The following is a 24,988-nucleotide window of genomic DNA, read 5'->3' as shown; positions in this document are numbered from 1 at the left end:
ACAACCGCTCAGCCCATGTTAAAATATATGCTGAGCAAGAGGGATAAAGGAGTGCAGAATGATTGAGCAATAAACAATCTCGTTTTGAAAACCGTGATAAGCGCAGAAAAGCAAATATGGTGCTTAACATTTTAATTGCTATCGTATCTATTCTTATTGTCGTCGTTGCCGTCAGCCTCTTCATCAACAGTCCGTCGGGCGACGTGAGCGAAAAAGCGGACACGAGCCAGAAGCAGGAAACACCTGCATCAGGCAAGACGAAGCAGACATCGGATGAAGACATAAAAGACAGCAAAAAAGATACGGCATCAGACGATGACAAAAAAGATAAACAGGATAAGGACACATCTGATTCATCTTCAGACTCTGACAGCAAAAAAGACGATGATTCATCGAAAAGTGATGACAGCAGCAAAAAAGACTCGGATTCAAGCGATCCTTTTAAAGGCGCAAAAATAACAGAGGGCGGCTCATCAAGCGATGTCGAGAAAACAATTGTTAACCCGAAATGGAAAGCGGTCGGCACAAAGCAGACGGGAGAACATACGGCGACGTATGACTCAAGCTCTGAAGACTGGTCCGAAATGCTTGACGCCATCTCTTACGCAACAGGCGTGTCAAAAGATCATATGACAGTGCTGTGGCTCGGAAACAATGGAAGCCCGCAAGATGCGAAGGGTAAAGTTTTAGACAAAACGAACGGCAAAAAGTATCAGGTCACCATCACTTGGAAAGACAAAAAAGGCTGGAAGCCGACAAAAGTAGAAACCTTAAAATAACCGCAAAAAAGCAGCTGATTATTCAGCTGCTTTTTTCTGTCATACGTCAGCTGAAAAATGCACCGACGCGCTGTAAAGGATTCTGCCGTCAACGGCCGTCACCTGATGGGATACGGAACGGACGCGAAGCATAATCGCCTGGTTGTTTTCAATCTGAACGTTTATTTTCTTTTCAAGCTCCTGCAAAGATGCCGCTTCGAAAAATTCTACTTTATCTTTGATTAAATCCAATTGAAAATTCATCAGTACAGATCCTCCTGATTTTTCTTCTGAGTCAATGAAAGTATAAGCCTTTCTGCCGTAATTGCGCAATAATCCCAAAGTATTTTAGTACCCTTCCATTCTTTTTTGTGATAGGATAGGAACTGTTCCACGATTAATCCATACTATACTCATAGGAATTATAAAATATGGAGAGTGAAAAATATGGGCCGTGAATTTATTCCTTTATTTGAAGATTGGGCAGCGACTTATGACGCCACAGTGCACGGGGCTGACAAACAATATGCCGCTGTTTTTAAAGGATATGACAACATTCTTGACAGCATTGTCGCACTTTCAGGTTCAAACGTTTTAGAGTTCGGACCGGGAACGGGGAATTTAACGGCGAAATTAGCCGCTGCGAACAAAAAGGTGTTTGGTGTAGAACCGTCTCCGTCAATGAGAAAACTGGCGGCTGACAAGCTTTCTGACAAAGCCGTGTTCAGTGACGGAGATTTTCTGGAGTTTCCCGCTCCGCCTTTTCAAATAGATACTATCGTCAGCTCGTACGCCTTTCATCATTTAACCGATGAAGAAAAGCGAACGGCTGTAAAGCAGTATGGCGCAATCCTTCAGAAGCATGATAAAATAGTGTTTGCCGATACAGTCTTTAAAGATCATGAAGCTTATGATGAAGCCATTAAAAAAGCAATCCGAAACGGCTATCATCAATTAGCGGACGATTTAAAGACGGAACATTATCCGACACTCGGGACAATGAAAAACATCTTTTCAGAAGAGGGATTTGCCGCGCGGTTTACGCAGCAAAATGACTTTGTCTGGATAATGGAGGCGACTAAACGGTAAATCGAAGGGATTGTGTATAAATGAAACTGGCAGTCATCGGAGCAATGGAAGAGGAAGTTACGATTTTAAGAAGCAAACTGAAAGACGCAAAACAAGAGATGATCGCTCACTGTGAGTTTACAACTGGCAGCTATGAAGGCGTCGAAGTCATCTTGCTGAAATCAGGTATCGGAAAAGTCAACGCGGCGATCAGCACGACGCTCCTGCTTGACCGTTTCAAACCTGATTATGTGATTAACACAGGCTCAGCGGGCGGTTTTCATCATACATTGAATGTAGGCGACGTCGTCATCTCAACAGATGTCCGCCATCATGACGTGGATGTGACGGCGTTTGACTATGAATACGGACAGGTGCCGGGTCTTCCGGCAGCATACAAAGCTGATGAAAAGCTGATCAGCATTACTGAGGAAGCGGTTTCTGAACTGAACGGCATTCAAGTCGCCAAGGGCACAATCGCTACGGGAGATTCTTTTATGAATGATCCGAAGCGGGTTGAAGACGTACGCGCCAAATTTGCGGATTTGTACGCGGTTGAAATGGAAGCTGCGGCTGTCGCACAGGTGTGCCACCAGTTCAAAACGCCTTTTGTTGTCATCAGAGCTTTATCTGATATTGCCGGAAAAGAATCTGACGTTTCATTTGGTAAATTTTTAGAACAGGCTGCCGTTCATTCAACTGAGCTTGTCCTGAATGTCATCAAACGAATTCACTAAGCGGGGGATTCTCGTTCTCCTCCGCTTTTCCAGGAGGAGGACACATATTGAACGTGATAACAGATATTACAGAACTGATCGGAAATACACCGCTGCTCCGTCTCAATCATTTTGATATACCGGAGGGAACAGCGGTTTATGCTAAGCTTGAGATGATGAATCCGGGCGGAAGCATTAAAGACAGGCTGGGCGGGATGCTCATTGAAGATGCGCTTCGCACGGGAAAGGTGAAACCGGGCGGCGTTATCATTGAGGCGACTGCCGGAAACACCGGGATCGGACTCGCTCTGTGCGCCAGAAAGCATCAGCTTCGCGCCGTTTTTTGCGTCCCGGAGCATTTCAGCAGAGAAAAGCAGCAAATTATGAAAGCTCTCGGAGCGGACATCGTGCATACGCCGAGAGAAGAAGGCATGCAGGGAGCCATCCGAAAAGCGCTTGAACTGGAGAGAGAGATTAATAATTCTTATGCCGTTCTGCAATTTAAAAACCGAGTAAATCCATTGACTTACTACAAAACGATCGGACCCGAAATATGGAACGCACTCGGCGGGGATATCCACGCTTTTGTCGCAGGAGCGGGTTCCGGCGGCACCTTTGCCGGTACGGCAGCTTATTTAAAGGAGAAAAATCCTGCCGTCAAAACGGTGATCGTTGAACCGGAAGGCTCGATCCTGAACGGAGGAGAGCCGCATGCCCATAAAACGGAAGGCATCGGCATGGAGTTTATCCCGGATTATATGGACGAGAACCATTTTGACGCCATTTACACGGTGGAAGACGATACGGCGTTTTCGCTTGTCAGAGAAGCGGCCGAGAAAGAAGGCCTCTTAATAGGAAGCTCTTCAGGGGCGGCTCTTTATGCAGCGCTTGAAGAAGCGAAAAAAGCGCCCGCCGGATCAAATATCGTCACCATTTTCCCTGACGGCAGCGATCGATATATAAGCAAAAACATTTTTCAAGGAGGTCAGTAAGATGAAGAAAAAAACGCTGATGGTGCACGGAGGAATTACGGGAGATGAAAAAACAGGAGCGGTTTCCGTACCGATTTATCAAGTAAGCACGTACCGGCAGCCGAAAGCGGGCGAGCACACGGGTTATGAATATTCAAGAACGGCCAATCCGACGCGGACGGCGCTTGAAAGCTTAATTGCGGAGCTTGAAGGCGGCGCGGCGGGATATGCGTTCGGCTCAGGCATGGCTGCGATTACTGCCGTCATGATGCTGTTTGACAGCGGCGATCATGTTATTTTGACGGATGATGTATACGGCGGCACTTACCGGGTGATGACAGGTGTGCTGAACCGCTTCGGCATTGAAGCGGACTTTGTTGATACGAGCAATGAAGAAAAAGTCAAAAAGGCCATTCGCCCGAATACGAAAGCCATTTATATCGAAACACCGACAAATCCGCTATTGAAAGTGACTGACCTCAAACTGATGTCTGACATCGCAAAAGAAGCGGGCGTATTGCTTATCGTCGATAATACGTTTTACACGCCGTATTTCCAGCAGCCGCTCAGCTTCGGCGCGGATCTCGTGCTTCACAGCGCGACGAAATATCTCGGCGGCCACAGCGATGTCGTCGGCGGCTTAGTCGTCACGGCTGATAAAGAACTGGGCGAAAAGCTTCATTACGTGCAAAACTCAACGGGCGGCGTTTTAGGACCGCAGGATTCATGGCTTTTGATGAGAGGGATTAAAACGCTGGGGCTCAGAATGGATGCCATCAATCACAGCGCCGGAAAAATCGCCGGGCTGCTTGAAGCGCATGATGCCGTTCAGACGCTCTACTATCCGGGATCAGCGAAACATCCGGGCCATGAGCTGACAAAAGCGCAAAGCTCCGGTTTCGGCGGAATGATTTCCTTTGATGTCGGCAGCAGCGAACGCGTCGACGCGTTTTTAGAAAAATTGAACCTGTTTACGATCGCGGAAAGTTTAGGAGCGGTTGAAAGCTTAATCTCCGTGCCGTCCAGAATGACGCACGCTTCGATCCCGCGCGACCGCCGGCTTGCGCTTGGCATTACCGACGGGCTCGTGCGGATCTCAGTCGGTATTGAGGATACTGAGGATTTAACGGCGGATGTGAAACAGGCGCTTGATTCACTTTTATAAAGAATGGATAGATTTACATTCTCTGTCGGCTGTCAGCTTGTATTATAATGTTGGTAGACTATAAAACTGGCAGGTGACCTTATATGGAGAAGAAAAGACTGAAATCATTAATAGAAGATTTTAAGCATTACGCATTTATTCTGCTTGCAGTCAGCACCTTCATTTATATCGGCGCGGTTCTTCCCGGACAAGGGCTGACTGCGGGCCAGAAAATGCTGATGTTTGTAACGGATTGTGTATTTTTAGCGGGCGCTTATTTCTGCGTTGACCGTTCACTTATTTATAAAAAGAGGCTGGAAGAGGCCGATGAATAAAAAAAAAGCCATTGTCTTTTGACAATGGCTTTTTCGTTTCTTATTCAGACGGGTTTTCGCGTAATTCTTTTCCCATTCCTTTTAAAAACTGCAGCCCGAAGCCGAGCGCGCGGTTAATATCAGGATCACCGACGGCTTTCATCAGTTCAAACATACTGACTTTCCTGTCCTCTTTTAAAAATCTTTGCGCCTGATCCGTCCCGGCCATGGCGCTTTCTAAAAGTCTGCCCATAAATTCGGGATCAGCTTTTGACAGCGCGCCTCCCGCGGCCATCATCGTATTCAGGAGATTGGTGACAGGTTCCCGGGAAATCTGTCCGAGTGCGATTTTGGCAATCTCCTCTTTTGCCTGGAGCATATAGCCGGCGGCATCAAAAATGCCCAAGCCATTCAGCTCTGCCATGATGGACATCGTTTTCGCGACGGCTTCTTCATTTTCTGCGAGAAGCGTCTTCAGCTCTTCCAGTTTTTCAGCTTTCAGCTGTTCCTCTGTTTTCGTTTCTTTTTGAATTTCAGTAATTGGGCTTGCCATAATGTTTCCTCCTTTCCTTAATCAGTTAAGTGCACATAGCCCGGACGGTTCCATTTTCGCTGAGCTTCCACACCGTTTTGCGGATGACGTTTTTTGTTCCGCGGATTCGTTTTCGGAAGCGGCGGAGTATCACAGGAACCGAGCACTTCCATGCGGACTTTTGTCTGCTTATAGGCAGGTGTATGTGTCCGTGAATCATACGCAGGCCCGGTCAGGAAATTAATCGCAGAATCTTTATCTGTAGAGTTCATCGGCAGATAAAGCTCATTTGCGCGGACACGGTCTGTCACAAGCGCGTTCAATTTAACCGCTCCAAAAGGAGAGACGAGCCGGATCATTGTTCCGTCGCAAATTCCGCGTTCAGCCGCGAGCTCCGGCGATACTTCAACAAATACATCCGGAACTTTAGACTGAATGCCTTTTGACTTGTTTGTCATGTTTCCTTCGTGGAAATGTTCAAGCATCCGTCCGTTGTTAATATGCAGGTCATATTCTTCAGGGAATACGGCAGGCTCCACCCAATCGCTCAGCGCAAAACGGGCTTTTTTGTCCGGGAAGTTAAAGCCGTCTTCATAAAGAAGCGGAGTGCTTTCTCCCGTAAAACTTCCCCACAAGAAGCTGTTCCAGCCGCTAAGAACGTCGTAGCTTGCTTTTCCGAACAGCGGAGAAAGGCTCGCCATTTCTGAGAAAATGTCGCTAGGATGCGTGTAATTCCAATCAGCGCCTAAACGATTGGCGACTTCCTGAATAATCCACCAGTCGGGTTTTGCATCGCCGAGTGTCGGAAGCGCCTGATACAATCTTTGCACACGCCGCTCTGTGTTTGTAAATGTTCCGTCTTTTTCAAGAGATGGAACCGCAGGCAGGATGACATCCGCGTATTGCGCCGTTCTTGAAAGGAAAATATCCTGCACAACAAAGAAATCAAGGCTGGATAAAATGTCATGAACATGGTTGGCGTTTGAATCAACGAGCGCCATATCTTCACCGACGAGATACATGGCTTTCATGTTTCCTTCTTCAATCGCATGGAGCATTTCGATATTATCAAGACCCGGCTTGCCGTCAATTTCAACACCGTAAGCTTTTTCGAATTTAGCGCGTGCCGCATCATCGGTAATATGCTGATACCCCGGAAGCCAGCCTGGAAGAGTTCCCATATCGCAAGCGCCTTGAACGTTGTTATGTCCCCGCAGCGGATAGGCTCCGGCGCCCGGACGGCGGTAGTTTCCTGTGGCAAGCAGCAGGTTGGAAATCGCCGCTGATGTATCAGAGCCGCCTGTATTTTGAGTAACGCCCATGCCCCAAAGAACACAAGTGCCGTCTGCATCACGAATCATTTCGGCAATGCGGATGATCGTATCCTGAGAAAGTCCGGTGATGCGCTCCGCATATTCCAATGTGTATTTTTCCAGCGTTTCTTTATAATCATCAAAGTAGTTGACATTTTCATCAATAAACGCTTGATCGTGCCAGCCCTGGTCAATCATATATTTCGTTACTGCCATGAGCCAGACCTGGTCAGTCCCTTGTTTCGGGCTGATAAAGAGGTCGGACCGTTCAGCCATTTCATTTCTGCGCAGATCGGCAACAATCAGTTTTTGGCCGTGCAGTTTATGGGCGCGTTTCACGCGTGTGGCCAGAACCGGATGTCCTTCCGCCGGATTGGCGCCGACGATGAGCACGAGGCCCGCTTTTGCGATATCTTTAATTGTGCCGGCGTCACCGCCCATACCGACGGTGCGGAATAAGCCGTCCGTTGCCGGTGACTGGCAGTAGCGTGAGCAGTTATCCACGTTGTTGGTTTCAAATACTTGGCGTGCTAATTTTTGGATGACGTAGTTGTCTTCATTCGTAATTTTAGAAGAAGAAATAAAACCGACAGAACCATTTCCGTGTTCGGCCTTGATCGAACCGAGTCTTGAAGCGACAAGATCAAGAGCTTCTTCCCATGACGATTCAACAAATGCGCCGTTTTTCCGGATAAGCGGTTTTGTAATCCGTTCTTCCGAATTCACGAAGTCCCAGCCGAATTTCCCTTTCACACATGTGGAAATCGCGTTAACCGGAGCATCGGAAACAGGCTGAATTTTAAGGATGTCACGTCCTTTTGTCCATACTTCAAAAGAGCATCCGACGCCGCAGAACGTGCAGACTGTTTTTGTTTTTTTCGTCCGTTTATCGCGCATAGCCGCTTCCACTTCAGACACGGCGAAGATGCTTGTATAGTCGGGTTCAACATTTTTTACTAAATCAATCATCGGTTCCATGACATCTTCTTTTATTCCTGTCATAAATCCGGCTTGGCCGAGCATTGATTTTTCCATCAGTGCGTTACAAGGGCAGACAGTGACACACTGGCCGCAGCTGACGCAGGAAGATTCATTAATGGCGACGCCTTCATCCCAAATGACCCGCGGGCGGTCGCGCTCCCAATCAATTGAAAGGGTCTCATTCACCTGAAGATTTTGACACACTTCCACACATTGGCCGCAGGCGATACATTGGTTTGGATCATAGCGGTAAAACGGGTGAGACATATCAACCGCGCACTTTGAATCATCTTTCGGCGTATACGGATATTTCTGATGCTCAATTCCCATCATTTCCGCTGTATTATGCAGTGTGCAGTTGCCGTTGTTGTTATCGCATACCGTACAGTAAAGCAGGTGATTCTCGAGCAGGCGATCCATGGCCTCTGTCTGAGCCTCTTTTACCCTTCCCGACGTAAGCGAGATGGACATCCCGTTTTCTGCAGCCGTGGAACAAGAGCGCTGCAATTTCCCGTTTACTTCAACAATACAGGTGTCACATGTTTGAATCGGATCCACTTCCGGTACATGGCATATTTGCGGAATCTCAATTCCGTTTTGGTTTAAAATATCTAAAATCTTAGACCCCTCTGGTGCTTCATACTCCGTGCCGTCAATTTTGACACGGATAGACTGAACGTCTGTCACTTCCAATTCCCCTCCATCTTTTAAACTCGAAAAAAAGCCATGCACATAGATACCGGCCTCCTGTCCGGAGAACGGTATAAATACGCATGGCGGAATAGTTCACTAGCAAGTCTTACTAACAGACCAATCCTATTTGTATAAAACGATAGACTCGTAACACGTTTCCTATTACAAATCCATCTTCACTGCTTTTATTATAAGGTGATATTTATTATAATACAATACGAAAGGAAAACTTTAACCAGGTGAAATGTCACAAAGGGGAACCGGGAATGTCTTTCATAGGCTAAAATCGGAGGGGACAATATGTCTAAAAAAATTCATGAATTTAACGATATTATCCGGAAATTGCGCAAAGAATTATTTGGAAAGGGGCCTGAACGAATTCACACCGTTTTTGTGGATAACATGGCGGTATCTACACTTTACGGCAATCTAAGCGCGAGTGAGCAGTTTATCGCACGCACGCCTGAAGGAAGAGAAATGGTTCATGCGGCGCGGACCAGCTTAATTCAGGAACTGTATTCAAAACAAACGCCTGACGGAATGGAAGAGCTCATCGGAGCAAAGCTGGTGCATCTGTTTTCAGATATAAAAATAGAGGAAAATATTGCTGTATCGGTGTTTGTCTTTGACCGCTCAATTGAAGAGCATAAAGAAGAAATCAAAAGCTGACAATATTCAATTGACACGAAATTGTCACATTTGATATGATATGAACTGCCGGCAGTGGCCTAAGGACGATTTTTTATGGAATGTGTGCATGATCTGTACATATTCTATACCGCATATTTTCATTCTGCTTGATATTGGTGTATGGGTATGCATACAAGTTAGGCAGCATTCAAACCCTCGTTTTTTCAGACGGGTTAGTTGAATGCTGCCTTTTTTGTTAGGCGTCTTTGGAAACTGCGGGCTGAATTGTTAAATGGAGGGGTTATTATGGCTTTTCGTAAACCGGACGAAATAGCGGAGCTTGCGGTCGAATCAGGGGTAAAAAAGGTGCATTCACCGCTTTCAGCACTGATTGTATTAGGATTTTTGGGAGGAGCGTTTATCGCACTCGGTTATTTGCTTGATATCCGTGTCATCGGCGACCTTCCGAAAGAATGGGGAAGCCTGTCGAGTTTAATCGGGGCGTCCGTGTTTCCCATCGGATTGGTTCTCGTCGTTCTTGCCGGCGCGGAGCTGATTACGGGAAATATGATGTCGGTATCCATGGCGCTGTTTTCCAGAAGAATATCCGCCGGTGCATTAGTGAAAAATTGGGTGATCGTGACGTTGATGAATCTTGTCGGCGCACTGTTTGTCGCTTACTTTTTCGGACATGTTGTCGGATTAACCGAAACAGGACCTTACTTGGAAAAAACGATTGCGGTCGCACAAGGCAAATTGGATATGCCGTTTGGAAAAGTCATTGTTTCGGCGATCGGCTGTAACTGGCTTGTCTGTTTGGCCGTCTGGCTTTCTTTCGGCGCAGAAGACGGAGCCGGAAAAATCGCGGGTATATGGTTTCCGATTATGGCATTTGTCGCAATTGGTTTTCAGCACGTTGTAGCCAATATGTTTATCATCCCGGCTGCGATTTTTGCAGGTTCTTTTTCGTGGGGTGATCTGATTGGCAATCTCATTCCGGCCTTTATCGGGAATGTCATCGGCGGGGCAGTGTTTGTCGGCCTTATTTATTTTATTGCATATTCAAAAAAAGATCAGAAAAAGCAAGGGATGAAAAGAGTTTCCTGAGGTAAGAAAGATGCCGGAAAACAAGGACAATTGAAGCGGAATGCCAGCACATTTTCCGTCCAAATCTTGAAAAAAATGTTTACAAAATGGAAGCTGATGGATATACTTACAAAGTAAGAAAAAAGCAAAGGGAGGTTGAATCACATGACGACGTTAAACGGCAATCAAAATCTACAATTGAACCGATTCAGCCTGTGGAAGAGTTCGTGTCCTTCCTTAACCTCTGCCCGTCAAGCACGTTAATTTCGGAGTATCAGGACATTCGCAGCTCCCCGCAGGGAAAGAAGCACCGTCTTCTTTTGTCTGCGGATTTAGTCTGCCCGCAGCGCATATGAACTTTGCTGCGGGTTATTTTCGCTTGTGCGGATATTGAAAGGGGGTGAGCGATAATGACCATTAATCTTTTCTTTTTAACACTGACCATTTCAAAGCGTTTTAAAAGTGCGGAAGAGTATGAACGAGAACAGCAGGTCGAAGAGTTTTATAATGAAGCGAAAGAACGCCAGCTGAAACATTTTTATATGAACTAACGGGCACGAAGGGCCAAAACGGAGGAGAAGGAGGAGATCATCATGTTCAGAATTGAACTGCTGAATCATTACACAATGGAGAAGGACCAGGTTTAGCGAGGATGTTGCTGTCACGTCGCAGACGGCCTGCATACCATGGTAAAGAAAGAAAAATTGGTTAGCGGGTGATAGCATGCAGGGCGGTCAGAACAGAATTCCATCCATCGGGCACGGGTATGCGTCAATGCCCCATTCATTTAAACACGGCTACGGCAACCCGTACCGCCGGCAGAGAATGGCGGCGCTTTCCCGGCAGACAAGATATATAGCACCGTATTATTGGTACTAGAGCAGGCGGAAAACCTACGTTTTCCGTCTTTTTTTTATGAAAACAAATATAAATTTCAAATAAATCGAAACGTTCATGAAGAGAAGTGCGTCTAGTTAGTACCTCATACTAATACGAGGTAATATTATTTCTGAATAATAAATCACAGGAATGGAAAAGCGGGTGTTATACAATGTTGCAACATACATCTTCAGCATTAAAACGAATGCGCGCGAAATACTTTGCTGCATCAGAACCGGCAGAGTCAGTCATTCAGCAAATCTTGATGGACATACAGGAATACGACCGCATTTTGGAAATCGGGACCGGAAACGGCTCAATGTTTAAACAAATCATCGGACAGCTTGAAAAGGGCAGTCTTAAAAGCATAGAAACATCGAAACGTAAAATACGGAAAACACAGCGCGCAAACCGTTCGGTTATAAAAGCCGGGCTCGGAAACATTCAGCAGGGAAGGCCGGAAAGCATACCGTTCCGCGACCGCAGCTTTCATAAAGTCTTCTCTTTACATACTGCGGAAACAGTCAGCGATTACCGGACAGCATGTAAAGAAGTGTACCGCGTTCTTCAAATTGACGGGTGTTTCTATATGGTTTTGAAGCCTTCGCGGATGAGTGAGAAGGATGTGATTGAGGTGCTCTATGATCAGCATTTCAGAGACATTTCAGTTGTCAGCAGAGATTCATTCCATTTTATTACTGCCATTAAATAGAATATTTCTTGGGAAATAAAAAGAGCTGCTTAAGTCACTGCAGCTCTTTTTGTGAAATTGGGCATATTTCCTTATTTTTGGTTATTTCACATATATTTTATATTAAAAAAAGTTTTTTTCTTATACAATGATAATCAGATGACCGTACATTTTAAATATTTTGAACAAACGGAATGAATATTCATTCCGCATTTAGAAAGGGGGATGAAATGACAGCTTCAAACAAGGTTGAACTCATTATGAAAGCGTCGCTTACTTTGTTTACAGATAGAGGATTTGACGCAACGACGATTCCGATGATTGCCGCTCAGGCCGATGTCGGAACCGGCACAATTTACCGTTACTTTGACAGTAAAGAGACACTTGTGAACGTACTGTATCAGGAAAGTGCGCAGCGTTTTATGAAAAAAGTCAAAACGGACTTTCAGGATATATCTGTAAGAGAAGGGTTTCATCACCTGTTTTATTGTCTGATTGATTTTACGAAGGAAAGTGAGTATGCATTGTTTTTTCTTGAAACGAATAAGGACGCCTACTTTCTGAATGAAACGAGCCGTAAGCTTCTTGATGAAATAACACAGATGCTTGACGTCTTTTTTCAGCGCGGCAAGTCTGAAGGCGTGCTCCGCAATCTGCCGTCCAATGTGCTGATGGCGCTGCTGCTCGGGGCATATCTAAAACTCTATCAGCTTGTCCGGACGGGAAGCGTCGAAATAACAAAACCGTTTCTGAAAGAATTGGAACAATGTTCTTGGGATGCCATCAGAACTCATTAATTATACGCCGAAGGAAGGAAGATCGATATGAAACAGCTAAGCGCTATACCGCAGCCGAAAACATACGGGCCTCTGAAAAATCTCCCTCACTTGGAAAAAGAAAAACTGTCACAATCGCTTTGGAAAATTGCCGAAGAATACGGCCCGATCTTTCGTTTTGAATTTCCGAGCTCTGTCGGGGTCTTCGTATCAGGCCGCGAGCTCGCGGCAGAAGTCTGTGATGAAAAGCGATTTGACAAAAATCTCAGCAAAGCCCTGCTGAAAGTCCGTGAGTTTGGCGGTGACGGACTATTTACGAGCTGGACTCACGAAAAGAACTGGCAGAAAGCGCATCGGATTTTATTGCCGAGCTTCAGCCAGAAGGCGATGAAAGGCTATCATTCAATGATGCTGGATATTGCCATGCAGCTCGTGCAGAAATGGAGCAGATTAAATCCGAATGAAGAAATTGACGTTGCCGAAGATATGACGCGCCTGACGCTGGATACAATCGGCCTGTGCGGATTTCATTACCGCTTTAACAGCTTTTACCGCGACACACAGCATCCTTTTATCACAAGTATGCTTCGTGCGCTGCAGGAGGCAATGCGCCAATCGCAGAGACACAGCCTGCAGGACAAGCTGATGATCAAAACGAGACATCAGTTCCAGCAGGATATTGAAGAGATGAATTCGCTTGTAGACCGGATCATCGCTGAGCGGAGGGAAAATCCGGATGAGAATCTGTCTGACCTTTTAGCATTGATGCTTGAAGCGAAAGACCCTGTAACGGGGGAAAGGCTGGATGATGAAAATATCCGTTATCAAATCATCACCTTTTTGATCGCTGGGCATGAAACCACAAGCGGGCTGCTTTCTTTTGCGATATACTGCCTGCTGAAAAATAAAGATAAATTGAAAAAAGCCGTTCAGGAAGCCGAGCGGGTGCTGACGGGAGAGACACCTGAATATAAGCAGATTCAGCAGCTGACATATATCCGCATGGTGCTAAACGAGACTTTGCGGCTGTATCCGACTGCCCCGGCATTTTCTTTGTACGCGAAGGAAGATACGGTTCTGGGCGGGAAGTATCCGATTGAGAAGGGACAGCCGGTGACGATTCTGACTCCGCAGCTGCACCGGGATAAAAGTGCGTGGGGAGAAGATGCCGAGTCATTCCGCCCGGAAAGGTTCAGTGATCCCGCGGCCATTCCGGCAGATGCGTATAAGCCGTTCGGAAACGGACAGCGAGCATGCATCGGGATGCAGTTTGCCCTGCAGGAAGCGACAATGGTGCTCGGCCTTGTCCTGAAACACTTTGAACTGATTGATCATACTGATTATGAGCTTACGATTAAAGAAGCTCTAACCATTAAGCCCGGTGATTTTAAAATCCGTGTGAAAAACAAGGACGTGTCCAATCAGCAGTCCGCACAAAACCATAAAGCTGAAGGCAGCGGTCACAAAGAAGAAATGAAAGAAATCCCGTCCCACGGAACGCCGCTTCTCATTCTTTACGGATCAAATTTAGGAACTGCGGAAGGAATCGCGGAAGAGCTGGCTGATATCGGAAGAAGCAAAGGATTTTCAACTGAAACCGGACCGCTCGATGATTATGCCGGGAAACTGCCTGTAAAAGGCGCGGTCGTTATTGTTACGGCTTCTTATAACGGGGCGCCGCCTGATAATGCGGCGGGTTTTGTGAAATGGATGGAAACCCTTGAAGATCAGGAATTAAAGGGTGTTTCTTACGCCGTCTTCGGCTGCGGAGACCGCAACTGGGCCGCCACTTACCAGAGGATCCCCCGCCTGATAGACAAAGTGCTTGAAGAAAAAGGGGCAAAACGGCTGACCTCTATCGGGGAGGGCGACAATGCCGATGATTTTGAGTACAGTCAGGAAGCCTGGGAAGACTCATTCTGGAAGGACATCATGAAGGCTTTTCATATAGAGGCCGCTCCAAAACAGACAAACAAATCACAGTTATCAATCGAATACGTGAGTGAAGCAGCCGAGACGCCGATTGCCAAAACGTACAAAGCATTTGAGGCGGAGGTCATCACGAACAAAGAGCTTCATACCGAAAGCAGCAAGCGCTCAGTCCGGCATATTGAGCTGCGTCTCCCCGAAACAGAAACGTATCAGGAAGGAGATCATCTCGGGGTGCTTCCGCAAAACAGCGGGGAACTGATCAGCCGTGTCATTCGCCGATTCGGTCTTGATCCGAACCAGCACTTTAAGATCAAGGGCCGGCAGCTGCCTCATCTGCCGATGGACCGGCCGGTTAATGCGCCGGAGCTTTTGGCGTCCTATGTAGAGCTGCAGGAGCCGGCAACGAGAGCCCAGCTTCGCGAACTTGCCGCACATACCGTGTGCCCGCCGCACCAAAAAGAATTGGAGCATCTTTATTCTGATGATGCGGCATATAAAGAAAACGTGCTGAAAAAACGAATGACCATGCTGGACCTGTTGGAAGATTATCCTGCATGTGAACTGCCGTTTGAGCGCTTTTTAGAACTTCTGCCATCCTTAAAGGCGCGCTATTATTCAATCTCAAGCTCACCGAAGGCAGCCAGCGGGGAGCTCAGTATCACGGTCGGCGTTGTGACGGCTCCGGCATGGAGCGGCCGTGGGGAATACCGGGGCGTGGCTTCGAACTATTTAGCCGGATTACAGAATGGCGATCCTGCCGTCTGTTTCATCCGCTCGCCGCAGTCGGGTTTCGCATTGCCTGAAAATCCGAAAACGCCTCTCATTATGGTCGGAGCAGGCACAGGAATTGCGCCGTTCAGGGGATTTATCCAGGCGCGGGCTGCCGAAAAAATGTCCGGTAACAGCCTGGGCGAGGCTCATTTATACTTCGGCTGCCGGCATCCTGAAGAAGACGATCTGTACAAAGATGAATTCGACCATGCGGAGAAAAACGGCCTTGTCACCGTGCATCGGGCGTATTCCAGATTAGATCAGGACTGTAAAGTTTACGTACAGGATGTCCTGCTTCGCGAGGCTGCGCAGATTATTGCGCTTCTTGACCAAGGCGGCCATCTCTATATATGCGGCGACGGAAGCAAAATGGCTCCGGCCGTAGAAAATGTACTGCTTCAGGCGTATGAAAAGGTGCATAACACTGATTCAAAAGTTTCCTTGAATTGGCTTGAACAGCTGCAGGCGGAAGGAAGATATGCGAAAGATGTTTGGGCAGGTATGTAACAGAAGAGTGAGACAACCGAAGAATGTTTTTTAATTGAAGAAAGCCGGCACGATATTTGAAATCTACTGAATCAAAAGGAATAGTTATAGGGAGTATCGTGCCGGCCTTAACTTTAGTATCGGACAAAAGACACAAATCTTTAATGTTTTTATTGATTTACATGCAGGCGGCTATGTCCCTTTTTTCTGAATTCCGCCAGAAATAAAACCGGATAAGACACTAATAGCAAAACCGAAATAAATGAAATGATACCGATCCAATGAAAATGCGTCCAAAAGAAACCGCCGCAAGACCCTGCCACGCTTGAACCGATATAGTATGCAAGCAGATATAATGAAGAGGCTTGCGCGCGATGATCACCGGCTGCGCGGCCGACCCAGGCGCTTGCGATCGAATGCGCGCCGAAAAAGCCGAAGGTAAAGACGGCAATCCCCGCAATTTTAAGCGCAAGCTGGGGCAAAAGTGTCACCGCTGCGCCGGCAAGCATAACAAAAATCGCAATCTTAATCATTTTTGCGCTTCCGAAAAGATCTGCTTTTTTCCCCATATAGACAGAGCTGAACGTTCCCGCGAGATAGACAATAAAAATAAAACCGATCACAGTCTGCGACAAATGATAAGGAGCCGCCATTAAATGAAAGCCGATATAATTATATAATGTCACAAAACTCCCCATTAATATAAATCCCAGAGATATTAACAAAAGCAGCCGTTTGCGGCGCAGGACCGCTCCGTATTCCTTACATGCCGCTTTTACGCCCGCATGCCGCTGAGATGAATGGCGCGGAGCCGGAAGAAAACGCCAAAACAAATAGCTTAATACAATAGAAAGAATGCCGATGATGGCAAGCGCCGGCCGCCAGCCGAATACATCGGTCAGAAGCCCCGTTAACAGCCTGCCGCTCATTCCCCCGATGCTTGTGCCGCTGATATACAAGCCCATCATTTTCCCGAGGCCCTGCGGATCAAACTCCTCGCCTACATATGTCATAGCGACAGCCGGAACGCCTGCCAGGAAAATACCGAGCAGCGCCCTCATCGCCAAAAGCGCCGGAAAAGCCGGACTGAACGCTGTTAATAGACCTAAAACAGATGTAGATGTTAACGACAGCACCATTAATTTTTTTCTGCCGAATCCGTCAGACAACGAAGCGGCGGCTAATAATGAAAATGCCAAAACGGCTGTTGAGATGGATAAAGTTAAGCTGGAAGCCGCAGCGGAAATGTGAAACTCTTCCGAAAACAAAGGCATAAGCGGCTGTGTCGTGTAAAGCGTGGCGAAGGTCACAAAGCCGCTGATAAACAGAGCCAAGCTGGCCTTTCTGTAAGCCTTTGTATGAGGCTGAATAAACGTCATGAATGTCCCTCTTTTCTCACTGTTGGTTATATATGTATCGTACGCTTTTCATTTCAATGTGTCTAATTTATAATAACTATAGAATTAATGCGTGTAGGTTATGAAGAAAGGGGAGAAGGAGAAAATGGAGCTTCATCAAATTGACAACTTCATTGCGGCGGCAGCTCATCAGCATTTCACAAATGCGGCAAAAGAAAGAATGATTTCTCAGCCGGCATTAAGCCGATCGATTATCAGGCTCGAAGAAGAATTAGGCGCGCCGTTATTTTACAGAGAGACAAAAGCCGTCCGGCTGACAAGACACGGAGAGCAGTTCTTAATAAAAGCAAAACAAGCGAGAAGAGCTTTAAATGAAGGCGTTGAACAAGTGAAAAAGAATATGAGCCTGGAACACGGCGAAATATCTGTATCTTTTCTTCATACGCTCGGGCTGCGTTTAATGCCTCAGCTGATTGCCGAATTTAAAAAGCTATACCCAAACGTGACCTTCCGGCTTTATCAAGGCGCAAATGAAACGCTTCGCAAAATGGTGGAAACGGGAGAGGCGGATATCTGTCTTAGCTCCCCGCCGCTTCCCAGCGAGCTTTTACAATGGACAGTGCTGGAGAAAGAGCCTCTTTATGCGGTGCTTCCTGAGAACCACCCGCTTGCAGGAAATAAAAGCATTCAAATGAAAGAGATGCAGGACGAGGATTTTGTGGGTTTTAAACCGGGATACGGACTGAGGTATATGTTTGATCTGATGTGCCGGGATTTGAATATACACCCGCATCTCGCATTTGAAGGAGAGGAAGTGTCAACCATATTAGGGCTGACCGCCGCGGGTCTGGGGGCTGCAGTGCTGCCGAAAACCGCGGAGCATTCATACTTTCCGGTCGTTTTTCTTCCGGTTGCAGATTACCAATGCGAACGCACCATAGCGTTAGCCCAGCTGAAAAGCCATGCTCTCTCTCCCGCTGCTGAGCGTTTTAAACAGTTTGCACTTGAGTATTACAAAGCACGCAACTGAGCGGTCATTTTATTAAAATCGAAGTTGAAAATAAAGCAGAAATACAGAAAACGGAGGAAAACCATGGCGAAAAAAACAGTGAAAACAAATGCTGTCCGTATCATTGAGCAGCAAAACATTCCCTATGAGCTATTAGGTTACAAAACAGAAGGGGGACAGCCCGCAGACGGTCTTTCCGTTTCACAAAAAATCGGATACGCTGCCGAATATGTTTATAAAACCTTAGTGGCATCTGCAGGAACAGATCGTTATTACGTCTTTGCCGTTCCCGTTGCAAAAGAACTGAATCTGAAAAAGGCTGCGAAGGCGGCAGGTGAGAAGAAAATAGAAATGATTGCCATGAAGGACCTTTTGGGAGTAACCGGCTATATGCGCGGCGGCTGCTCTCCGATCGGCATGAAAAAAAGGTTTCCGACTTTTATTGATAGATCCGCTGAAACACTGGAGTTTATGATTGTCAGTGCGGGGAAAATCGGAATGCAGCTGAAAGCAGCGCCTCAAGATTTAGCCGAAGCAAGCGGGGCGGTATTTACAGACATTGTATAAATGTCCGATGAATCTAATGGAATACACGTGTCAAGGGAGAATGATAATGAAAAAAAGATATGAAAACTTGAATGGCGTGAAGAATGAACATGGATTCAGGGACATGTTGAAATGGATGAAAGAACGAAGAGAGAAAAGTAAAGACTTAAGCGAGAACATTCCGAAAGCGGTCACTAGGGATGTCCGTGATGTTGCCGTCAATCGGACGGAAACCGCCATAACATGGATCGGCCATTCTTCATTTCTGATCCAAATACAGGGGCTTAACATAATGACCGACCCTGTATGGGCGCGGCGGATGGGTTTTCAAAAACGGCTGACAGAGCCGGGATATGAATTGAGCGAACTGCCCGACATTGATGCCGTGCTCATTTCACACGGGCATTATGACCATCTTGATTTTCCGAGCATAAAAAAACTGAGAGGAAACCCGGATTTTTACGTGCCTGCGGGACTGAAAAAGCTGTTCAACAAAAAAGGCCGCAAAAAGGTCCATGAAATGAATTGGTGGGATCGTTTTGAGATGCGGGGGGTGAATATATCATTTGTTCCGGCCCAGCACTGGACACGGAGAACGCTTTGGGATACCGATACCTCTCATTGGGGAGGCTGGGTCATAGAAAGCGAAAACGGCGAGTCCATCTATTTTGCAGGAGATACAGGCTATTTTGAAGGCTTTAAAGAAATCGGAGAGAGGTTTCGTATTAAGGCGGCTCTGATGCCGATCGGAGCATACGAACCGGAATGGTTTATGCAAGTGTCACATATCAATCCGGAAGACGCCGTGAAAGCGTTTTTGGAGCTGAAGGCTGACAGCTTCATTCCCATGCATTACGGGGCATTCCGGCTTGCTGATGATACAGGCCCGGAAGCATTAAGCAGACTGCATGGCGAGTGGGATCGGCTTGCATTACCTCCTGAAAACCTGAAAGCATTAGCGCTTGGCGAAACATTTTGGCTGTAACAGCAGGTTTTCGCTGCCGACACCAATCGTTTAAAAACGGTTGGTGTTTTGTTGTCAACCAAAGGTGAACAGCTTTAGTATAAAACATGATTTTTCCGGAATCTGCGGTAAAAAACAAAACTTTTTACTCTTTTGTTTCATTATAAAATGAAAACGGTTTCGTATGTGCAGTATATTTAACCTATCACAATTGCTCCAGCAGAAACGGACAGGAAGGATAGAAAAACAGATGAAATACATGAATTCAAGGCAGAAAAAGATTTTGTATCTGTTGTTATCTGAACCTGATGACTACTTAGTTGTGCAAGATTTCGCAGACAGGGTCCGCTGTTCTGAAAAAACGATCAGGAATGATTTGAAAACGATTGAAGATTTCCTGAATGAACATGCTCAAGCTCAGCTGATCCGCAAACCGGGATTAGGCGTCTATTTACATATATCTGAACAGGAAAGGTCACGGTTAAGCCGGCACATTTATAATGAGCACTTTACATGCAGGCACAAGACCGATGAAGAAAGAATACTTCACATCGCTTATGATTTATTAATGAATTCAAAGCCCGTTTCCGCAAAAGAAATTGCCGCACAGCATTTTGTAAACAGAGCTTCGATTAAAAAGGATGTAAGTGCGGTTGAAGAGTGGCTGAAGCGATTTGATCTCATACTGGTTTCTAAACAGCGGCTCGGCTTAAAGATTGAAGGGGACGAAAAAAACAAAAGAAAAGCATTGGCGCGAATTTCAGATTTGATTGATAATGCGGAATTTACAAGCCAATTTATAAAAAGTAAGTTTTTAAGTTATGAAGCGGACTTTGTGAGAAAAGAAATCAAGTTATTACAAAAAAACCATTCTATCTATTTTACGGATGAAACATTTGAAAGTTTGCTGCTGCATACATTGCTGACTATCCGCCGTATCAAAATGAAACAGCCGGTCGCCATTTCTGCAAGACAGCTGGACGCGGTAAAAAAGAAGAAAGAATATGAATGGACACTGGCTTGTTTAAAACGGCTTGAGCCGGTATTTGCCATCCGGTTTCCTGAGGAAGAAGCCGTCTATTTAACTTTACATATAATAGGCGGGAAAGTCCGCTATCCATCGCAGCAAGAAAAGAAGCTTGATCTTGAAGATTCTGAGCTTTCCAAAGTCGTCAGGCATTTGATCAATCGTGTTTCAGAACTGCAAATGCTGGATTTTTATAAAGACCGGGAACTGATCAACGGATTGAACATTCATCTCGATCCGGTGTTGAAGCGGCTGAGCTATGATCTCTCTGTTTCAAACCCCATGCTTCACGACATCAAGAAAATGTACCCTTATTTGTTTCATCTTATCATTGACGTTTTAGAAGACATCAATCAAACATTTGATCTTTATATTCCTGAAGAAGAGGCGGCCTATTTGACGCTGCATTTTCAGGCAGCGATCGAACGGCTGCGCCGAAACAGGCATAACCCTAAAAGGACGATCATCGTCTGCCATATGGGCATTGGCATGTCACAATTGCTGCGGACTAAAATTGAACGCAAATTTCATCACATTACGGTAAAAGACTGTATCGCAAAAGCGGAGCTGACAGAGTATATCAAAAAGCATAAAGATATAGATTTCGTCATTTCTACGATAGGGCTTGGAAATGTAACGATCCCTCATATTGTCGTATCACCGCTTTTGGAGTCTGCTGATGAAAAGAAGCTCAGCGCATTTATGCAACAGCTTGATACATCGCACCGCCGGGAGCAAAAAACGTTTAAAATGCTGAACGACACGACTCCGTTTCTCGTTTTTTTACAGCAAGAGACAGAGCACCGTTATCAGGTCATTGAAAAGCTGGCGCAGGCTTTGTATGAAAAAGGCTATGTAGAAAAAGAGTATGGCATTCATGCAGTGATGAGAGAAAAAATGTCGGCGACAAATATCGGGGCGGGTATTGCCATCCCTCACGCGAACTCTAAATATATCAAACAATCAGCCATTGCAATCGCCACCTTAAAAGAGCCGATTGAATGGGGGACAGAAAAGGTGTCGCTCGTTTTTATGCTTGCCGTTAAACACGAAGATCAAAACAAGGTAAAGCAATTATTCAGTGAGCTTTCCTATCTTAGTGAGCAGCCGGCATTTATTCAAAAACTGACGGAAGAAAAAAATGTAATGACGTTTTTATCGTATTTAAACTATTAAAAGCAGGGAATGGCTCCCTGCTTTTTTTCTGTTTATAGGGAAAAATGCCGTTATTTCCGGAACTTATGGTAAAAAAACGCGCTTATCACAGGCTGATTTCAGTATAAAGTTGAGACAAGATCTTGAAATTCAGACTGCAAAGGAGGATTTATATGAAACTGTTAGCGATTACATCATGTCCGAACGGCATTGCCCATACGTATATGGCTGCTGAAAATTTACAAAAAGCAGCCGGCAGATTAGGCGTTGAGATCAAAGTGGAAACCCAGGGCGGAATCGGGGTGGAAAATAGGCTGACCGAAGAGGAAATCCGGGAAGCGGACGCAATCATTATCGCGGCGGACCGTTCGGTGAACAAAGACCGATTCGCGGGAAAAAAGCTGCTGGCCGTCGGGGTTCAGGAAGGCATCCGCAAACCGGAAGAATTAATTCAAAAAGCGCTTAGCGGTGAAGTGCCGGTCTATCAATCTGCTTCAAAAGCTGAATCCGCAAGTCAGCAGGGCAAAAAACAAAACCCGATTTACCGTCATTTAATGAACGGCGTTTCTTTTATGGTTCCTTTCATTGTCGTCGGCGGATTATTGATAGCGGTTGCATTGACGCTTGGAGGAGAAAAAACACCAAAGGGCTTAGTCATTCCGGACGAGTCTTTTTGGAAAACGATTGAACAGATCGGCAGTGCTTCTTTTTCATTCATGATCCCGATTTTAGCCGGGTACATCGCGTTCAGCATCGCTGATAAGCCGGGTCTTGTCCCCGGAATGATCGGCGGATATATTGCGGCATCCGGCAGCTTTTACGACAGTGCAAGCGGCGCAGGATTTCTTGGAGGAATCATTGCGGGATTTTTGGCGGGATATGCGGCGCTTGGAATCAAAAAATGTAAAGTTCCTAAAGCAATACAGCCGATTATGCCGATCATTATTATTCCGGTGTTTGCCTCACTGATCGTCAGTTTGGCGTTTGTATTTCTGATCGGCGCCCCCGTCGCTCATATTTTCGCATCATTAACGGTTTGGCTTGCGGGAATGAAAGGTTCGAGCTCAATTCTCCTGGCATTGATTTTAGGAGCGATGATCTCCTTTGATATGGGAGGACCCGTAAACAAGGTGGCCTTTCTTTTCGGATCGGCAATGATCGGAGAAGGAAATTATGAAATTATGGGCCCGATTGCCGTTTCCATTTGTATACCGCCGATAGGGCTTGGGATTGCGACGTTTTTAGGAAAAAGAAAATTCGCCGCCGCAGAAAGAGAAATGGGAAAAGCATCATTTACGATGGGCCTTTTCGGTATCACGGAAGGAGCCATTCCATTTGCGGCCCAAGACCCCCTTCGAGTGATCCCGAGTATTATGGCGGGTTCTATGACCGGCTCGGTGATAGCAATGATCGGCCATGTGGGGGACAGAGTGGCACACGGCGGCCCCATCGTTGCTGTACTTGGAGCAGTAGATCATGTATTGATGTTTTTTATCGCTGTAACAGCAGGCTCTCTTGTCACCGCTCTGTTGGTTAATGTATTGAAAAAAGATTTGGCGAAATCCCCCGCGCCCGGCGAGGTGCTGCCGTCTGCCGCACCAAATGAAGCTGCAGCGGCAAAAGAAACAAAGGAACCATCTCAGGCTGACAGCCGAAAAGCCGGGATGACCGAAATCAAAAAACTGACTGACATTATCAGTACGGACTTGATTGAACCGCATTTATCCGGCGAAACGAGGGATGACATTATCGATGAAATGATCGAGAAAATGTCCCGTCAAGGTATGCTGCTGTCTGACAGCGGATTTAAGCAGGCCATTTTGAGCCGGGAACAGCAGGGAACCACGGCGATAGGTATGAATATCGCCATTCCGCACGGAAAGTCTGAAGCCGTCAAAACGCCGGGTGTCGCATTCGGAATAAGACGTTCGGGTGTTGACTGGAACAGCCTTGATGGTTCTGATGCAAAACTGATTTTTATGATTGCCGTACCGAAGGAAAGCGGCGGAAATCAGCATCTGAAAATATTGCAGATGTTATCCCGAAAACTGATGGATGACAGCTATCGGGAAAGGCTGCTCTCCGTTCAGACAAAAGAAGAGGCGTATGAGCTTCTGGAAGAAATCGAATAAAGCGGGGGATGATCATGTCTACTGAACCGATATTTTTCAATCCGGTTTTCAAAGAAAGAATTTGGGGAGGCGCCGCCCTGCGTGATTTTCACTATAATATTCCGTCCGAGCGGACAGGGGAGTGCTGGGCCTTCGCCGCTCATCAAAATGGACAGAGCACAGTTCGAAACGGCATGTATAAAGGATGTACGCTCGGTGAATTGTGGGAGCATCACAGAGATTTATTCGGAAACCTTGAAGGAGTCCGTTTTCCTCTTCTTACAAAAATTTTGGACGCGGATCAAGACCTGTCCGTTCAGGTGCATCCGAATGATGACTTTGCCAAAATGCATGAAAACGGGGAACTTGGAAAAACCGAATGCTGGTATATCATTGATTGTGCAAAAGATGCGGAGATCATTTTCGGCCACAACGCAACTACAAAAGAAGAACTGATATCCATGATTGAGCGCGGAGAATGGGACGGGCTCCTGAATAGAGTAAAGGTAAAGCCGGGAGATTTCTTCTTTGTTCCAAGCGGCACTGTTCACGCGATTGGAAAGAGCACACTTATTTTAGAGACGCAGCAAAATTCAGATACGACTTACAGATTGTATGATTACGGAAGAAAAGATGCGGACGGCAGGATGCGCGAGCTCCATTTGGAAAAAAGTATAGAAGTGATAGACGTTCCATCTGTCCGTGAACGGCCGACCGTTCACTTTAAACAAACAGATGATCTGCTGGCAGCTGTTTTAATAGAATGTCCCTATTTTTCAGTCGAAAAGTGGGTTGTAAAAGGTGAAGCAAATCTATTCCAGCATCATCCCTTCCTTCTTGTCAGCGTGATCGAAGGAGACGGAATAATGATTGCAGGCGGGCATGAATATCCCTTTAGAAAAGGAGATCATATTCTCCTGCCTTCCGGTTTGGGAGAATATAAACTGGCAGGCCATGCCAATTGTATTGTGTCTCATCTGTGATCCTCAAAACCCTTCTCTTGCATCAGAGAAGGGTTTCTCATCACTTTTGCAAAAATACCGAAATTTCCAGCGTATCAGTGTTTTCGTTCCTGAA

General features: G+C 46.2%; 23 protein-coding genes. 19 read left to right on the top strand and 4 right to left on the bottom strand.

Features of this window, described 5'->3' with window-relative positions; genetic code table 11:
• Positions 1-62: 62 nt before the first annotated feature.
• Entirely contained in the window at positions 63-779 is a 717-nt protein-coding gene (locus NYE50_RS14495; protein ID WP_069006945.1) for a YrrS family protein, read from the top strand.
• A 39-nt stretch (positions 780-818) separates the two neighbouring features.
• On the opposite strand, the gene NYE50_RS14490 is transcribed toward NYE50_RS14495, so the two are convergent.
• A complete protein-coding gene (locus NYE50_RS14490) occupies positions 819-1,022 on the bottom strand; it encodes a YrzA family protein (RefSeq protein WP_003152771.1) in 204 nt (67 codons plus the stop codon).
• 183 nt (positions 1,023-1,205) lie between these two features.
• Between NYE50_RS14490 and NYE50_RS14485 the strand changes: the two genes are divergently transcribed.
• From NYE50_RS14485 to NYE50_RS14465, 5 genes are all read left to right on the top strand, one after another.
• On the top strand, positions 1,206-1,847 hold the full coding sequence (locus NYE50_RS14485; RefSeq protein WP_159354412.1) for a class I SAM-dependent methyltransferase: 642 nt from the start codon (positions 1,206-1,208) through the stop codon (positions 1,845-1,847).
• A gap of 20 nt (positions 1,848-1,867) precedes the next feature.
• On the top strand, positions 1,868-2,563 hold the full coding sequence (gene mtnN, locus NYE50_RS14480) for a 5'-methylthioadenosine/S-adenosylhomocysteine nucleosidase (RefSeq protein ID WP_172870035.1): 696 nt from the start codon (positions 1,868-1,870) through the stop codon (positions 2,561-2,563).
• A gap of 47 nt (positions 2,564-2,610) precedes the next feature.
• Positions 2,611-3,534 carry an O-acetylserine dependent cystathionine beta-synthase gene (locus NYE50_RS14475; protein WP_061862423.1) on the top strand — a complete coding sequence of 308 codons (924 nt, stop codon included), beginning with the start codon at positions 2,611-2,613 and terminating at the stop codon, positions 3,532-3,534.
• 1 nt (position 3,535) lies between these two features.
• Positions 3,536-4,678, top strand: a complete 1,143-nt coding sequence (locus tag NYE50_RS14470; RefSeq protein WP_021494369.1) for a bifunctional cystathionine gamma-lyase/homocysteine desulfhydrase — start codon at positions 3,536-3,538, stop codon at positions 4,676-4,678.
• A gap of 83 nt (positions 4,679-4,761) precedes the next feature.
• Positions 4,762-4,992, top strand: coding sequence for a YrhC family protein (locus NYE50_RS14465; protein WP_012118061.1), 231 nt, complete (start codon positions 4,762-4,764; stop codon positions 4,990-4,992).
• A gap of 40 nt (positions 4,993-5,032) precedes the next feature.
• Here the strand turns inward: NYE50_RS14465 and NYE50_RS14460 are convergent, their stop codons facing one another.
• Both NYE50_RS14460 and fdhF read right to left on the bottom strand, forming a co-directional pair.
• Positions 5,033-5,524 carry a DUF1641 domain-containing protein gene (locus NYE50_RS14460; protein ID WP_172870036.1) on the bottom strand — a complete coding sequence of 164 codons (492 nt, stop codon included), beginning with the start codon at positions 5,522-5,524 and terminating at the stop codon, positions 5,033-5,035.
• 17 nt (positions 5,525-5,541) lie between these two features.
• On the bottom strand, positions 5,542-8,484 hold the full coding sequence (gene fdhF, locus NYE50_RS14455) for a formate dehydrogenase subunit alpha (RefSeq protein WP_087920802.1): 2,943 nt from the start codon (positions 8,482-8,484) through the stop codon (positions 5,542-5,544).
• A gap of 306 nt (positions 8,485-8,790) precedes the next feature.
• Between fdhF and NYE50_RS14450 the strand changes: the two genes are divergently transcribed.
• From NYE50_RS14450 to NYE50_RS14420, 7 genes are all read left to right on the top strand, one after another.
• The gene (locus tag NYE50_RS14450) at positions 8,791-9,159 is read left to right on the top strand and encodes a DUF2294 domain-containing protein (RefSeq protein WP_007408224.1); all 369 of its coding nucleotides are present in this window, start codon (positions 8,791-8,793) and stop codon (positions 9,157-9,159) included.
• Between the two features lie 267 nt (positions 9,160-9,426).
• Complete coding sequence (locus NYE50_RS14445) at positions 9,427-10,227, top strand: formate/nitrite transporter family protein (protein WP_007408225.1); 801 nt, start codon at positions 9,427-9,429, stop codon at positions 10,225-10,227.
• A gap of 389 nt (positions 10,228-10,616) precedes the next feature.
• Positions 10,617-10,757: a YrzI family small protein gene (locus NYE50_RS14440; RefSeq protein WP_003152787.1), complete on the top strand. Its 141-nt coding sequence runs from the start codon at positions 10,617-10,619 to the stop codon at positions 10,755-10,757.
• A 172-nt stretch (positions 10,758-10,929) separates the two neighbouring features.
• Positions 10,930-11,085: a hypothetical protein gene (locus NYE50_RS14435; protein WP_007408227.1), complete on the top strand. Its 156-nt coding sequence runs from the start codon at positions 10,930-10,932 to the stop codon at positions 11,083-11,085.
• Between the two features lie 172 nt (positions 11,086-11,257).
• On the top strand, positions 11,258-11,797 hold the full coding sequence (locus NYE50_RS14430; RefSeq protein ID WP_007408228.1) for a class I SAM-dependent methyltransferase: 540 nt from the start codon (positions 11,258-11,260) through the stop codon (positions 11,795-11,797).
• A gap of 209 nt (positions 11,798-12,006) precedes the next feature.
• The gene (locus tag NYE50_RS14425) at positions 12,007-12,573 is read left to right on the top strand and encodes a TetR/AcrR family transcriptional regulator (protein ID WP_021494366.1); all 567 of its coding nucleotides are present in this window, start codon (positions 12,007-12,009) and stop codon (positions 12,571-12,573) included.
• A 27-nt stretch (positions 12,574-12,600) separates the two neighbouring features.
• A complete protein-coding gene (locus tag NYE50_RS14420) occupies positions 12,601-15,762 on the top strand; it encodes a bifunctional cytochrome P450/NADPH--P450 reductase (protein ID WP_159354410.1) in 3,162 nt (1,053 codons plus the stop codon).
• Between the two features lie 149 nt (positions 15,763-15,911).
• On the opposite strand, the gene NYE50_RS14415 is transcribed toward NYE50_RS14420, so the two are convergent.
• The gene (locus tag NYE50_RS14415) at positions 15,912-17,120 is read right to left on the bottom strand and encodes an MFS transporter (protein WP_172870037.1); all 1,209 of its coding nucleotides are present in this window, start codon (positions 17,118-17,120) and stop codon (positions 15,912-15,914) included.
• A 124-nt stretch (positions 17,121-17,244) separates the two neighbouring features.
• Here NYE50_RS14415 and NYE50_RS14410 point away from each other — a divergent pair, with 124 nt between their 5' ends.
• From NYE50_RS14410 to manA, 6 genes are all read left to right on the top strand, one after another.
• Positions 17,245-18,129, top strand: a complete 885-nt coding sequence (locus NYE50_RS14410) for a LysR family transcriptional regulator (protein ID WP_172870038.1) — start codon at positions 17,245-17,247, stop codon at positions 18,127-18,129.
• Positions 18,130-18,192: 63 nt separating this feature from the next.
• Positions 18,193-18,675, top strand: coding sequence for a Cys-tRNA(Pro) deacylase (gene ybaK, locus NYE50_RS14405; RefSeq protein WP_014418453.1), 483 nt, complete (start codon positions 18,193-18,195; stop codon positions 18,673-18,675).
• A gap of 46 nt (positions 18,676-18,721) precedes the next feature.
• Complete coding sequence (locus NYE50_RS14400) at positions 18,722-19,639, top strand: MBL fold metallo-hydrolase (RefSeq protein ID WP_014418452.1); 918 nt, start codon at positions 18,722-18,724, stop codon at positions 19,637-19,639.
• 229 nt (positions 19,640-19,868) lie between these two features.
• Positions 19,869-21,821 (top strand): BglG family transcription antiterminator, encoded by a 1,953-nt coding sequence (locus NYE50_RS14395; protein ID WP_119001858.1) that lies wholly within the window; start codon positions 19,869-19,871, stop codon positions 21,819-21,821.
• A gap of 152 nt (positions 21,822-21,973) precedes the next feature.
• A complete protein-coding gene (locus tag NYE50_RS14390; RefSeq protein WP_224988461.1) occupies positions 21,974-23,932 on the top strand; it encodes a fructose-specific PTS transporter subunit EIIC in 1,959 nt (652 codons plus the stop codon).
• A 14-nt stretch (positions 23,933-23,946) separates the two neighbouring features.
• Positions 23,947-24,894: a mannose-6-phosphate isomerase, class I gene (gene manA, locus NYE50_RS14385; RefSeq protein ID WP_159354406.1), complete on the top strand. Its 948-nt coding sequence runs from the start codon at positions 23,947-23,949 to the stop codon at positions 24,892-24,894.
• The last annotated feature ends 94 nt before the right edge of the window (positions 24,895-24,988 follow it).

The sequence above is a fragment of the Bacillus sp. EU55 genome (genome assembly GCF_038005925.1).
Lineage (GTDB): Bacteria > Bacillota > Bacilli > Bacillales > Bacillaceae > Bacillus > Bacillus velezensis.
The sequence above is the reverse complement of the archived record's forward strand: the minus strand, read 5'-3'. Positions and strand labels throughout refer to the sequence as shown.

What these genes read in the sequence shown, in the direction of transcription:
- NYE50_RS14395 (WP_119001858.1), top strand. Translation starts at nt 19,869, where the DNA reads ATGAAATACATGAATTCAAGGCAGAAAAAGATTTTGTATCTGTTGTTA.
- ybaK (WP_014418453.1), top strand. Translation starts at nt 18,193, where the DNA reads ATGGCGAAAAAAACAGTGAAAACAAATGCTGTCCGTATCATTGAGCAG.
- NYE50_RS14460 (WP_172870036.1), bottom strand. Translation starts at nt 5,524, where the DNA reads ATGGCAAGCCCAATTACTGAAATTCAAAAAGAAACGAAAACAGAGGAA.
- NYE50_RS14470 (WP_021494369.1), top strand. Translation starts at nt 3,536, where the DNA reads ATGAAGAAAAAAACGCTGATGGTGCACGGAGGAATTACGGGAGATGAA.
- NYE50_RS14445 (WP_007408225.1), top strand. Translation starts at nt 9,427, where the DNA reads ATGGCTTTTCGTAAACCGGACGAAATAGCGGAGCTTGCGGTCGAATCA.
- NYE50_RS14485 (WP_159354412.1), top strand. Translation starts at nt 1,206, where the DNA reads ATGGGCCGTGAATTTATTCCTTTATTTGAAGATTGGGCAGCGACTTAT.
- NYE50_RS14410 (WP_172870038.1), top strand. Translation starts at nt 17,245, where the DNA reads ATGGAGCTTCATCAAATTGACAACTTCATTGCGGCGGCAGCTCATCAG.
- NYE50_RS14440 (WP_003152787.1), top strand. Translation starts at nt 10,617, where the DNA reads ATGACCATTAATCTTTTCTTTTTAACACTGACCATTTCAAAGCGTTTT.
- NYE50_RS14430 (WP_007408228.1), top strand. Translation starts at nt 11,258, where the DNA reads ATGTTGCAACATACATCTTCAGCATTAAAACGAATGCGCGCGAAATAC.
- NYE50_RS14450 (WP_007408224.1), top strand. Translation starts at nt 8,791, where the DNA reads ATGTCTAAAAAAATTCATGAATTTAACGATATTATCCGGAAATTGCGC.
- mtnN (WP_172870035.1), top strand. Translation starts at nt 1,868, where the DNA reads ATGAAACTGGCAGTCATCGGAGCAATGGAAGAGGAAGTTACGATTTTA.
- NYE50_RS14465 (WP_012118061.1), top strand. Translation starts at nt 4,762, where the DNA reads ATGGAGAAGAAAAGACTGAAATCATTAATAGAAGATTTTAAGCATTAC.
- NYE50_RS14435 (WP_007408227.1), top strand. Translation starts at nt 10,930, where the DNA reads ATGCAGGGCGGTCAGAACAGAATTCCATCCATCGGGCACGGGTATGCG.
- NYE50_RS14415 (WP_172870037.1), bottom strand. Translation starts at nt 17,120, where the DNA reads ATGACGTTTATTCAGCCTCATACAAAGGCTTACAGAAAGGCCAGCTTG.
- NYE50_RS14420 (WP_159354410.1), top strand. Translation starts at nt 12,601, where the DNA reads ATGAAACAGCTAAGCGCTATACCGCAGCCGAAAACATACGGGCCTCTG.
- NYE50_RS14425 (WP_021494366.1), top strand. Translation starts at nt 12,007, where the DNA reads ATGACAGCTTCAAACAAGGTTGAACTCATTATGAAAGCGTCGCTTACT.
- manA (WP_159354406.1), top strand. Translation starts at nt 23,947, where the DNA reads ATGTCTACTGAACCGATATTTTTCAATCCGGTTTTCAAAGAAAGAATT.
- NYE50_RS14390 (WP_224988461.1), top strand. Translation starts at nt 21,974, where the DNA reads ATGAAACTGTTAGCGATTACATCATGTCCGAACGGCATTGCCCATACG.
- NYE50_RS14490 (WP_003152771.1), bottom strand. Translation starts at nt 1,022, where the DNA reads ATGAATTTTCAATTGGATTTAATCAAAGATAAAGTAGAATTTTTCGAA.
- NYE50_RS14400 (WP_014418452.1), top strand. Translation starts at nt 18,722, where the DNA reads ATGAAAAAAAGATATGAAAACTTGAATGGCGTGAAGAATGAACATGGA.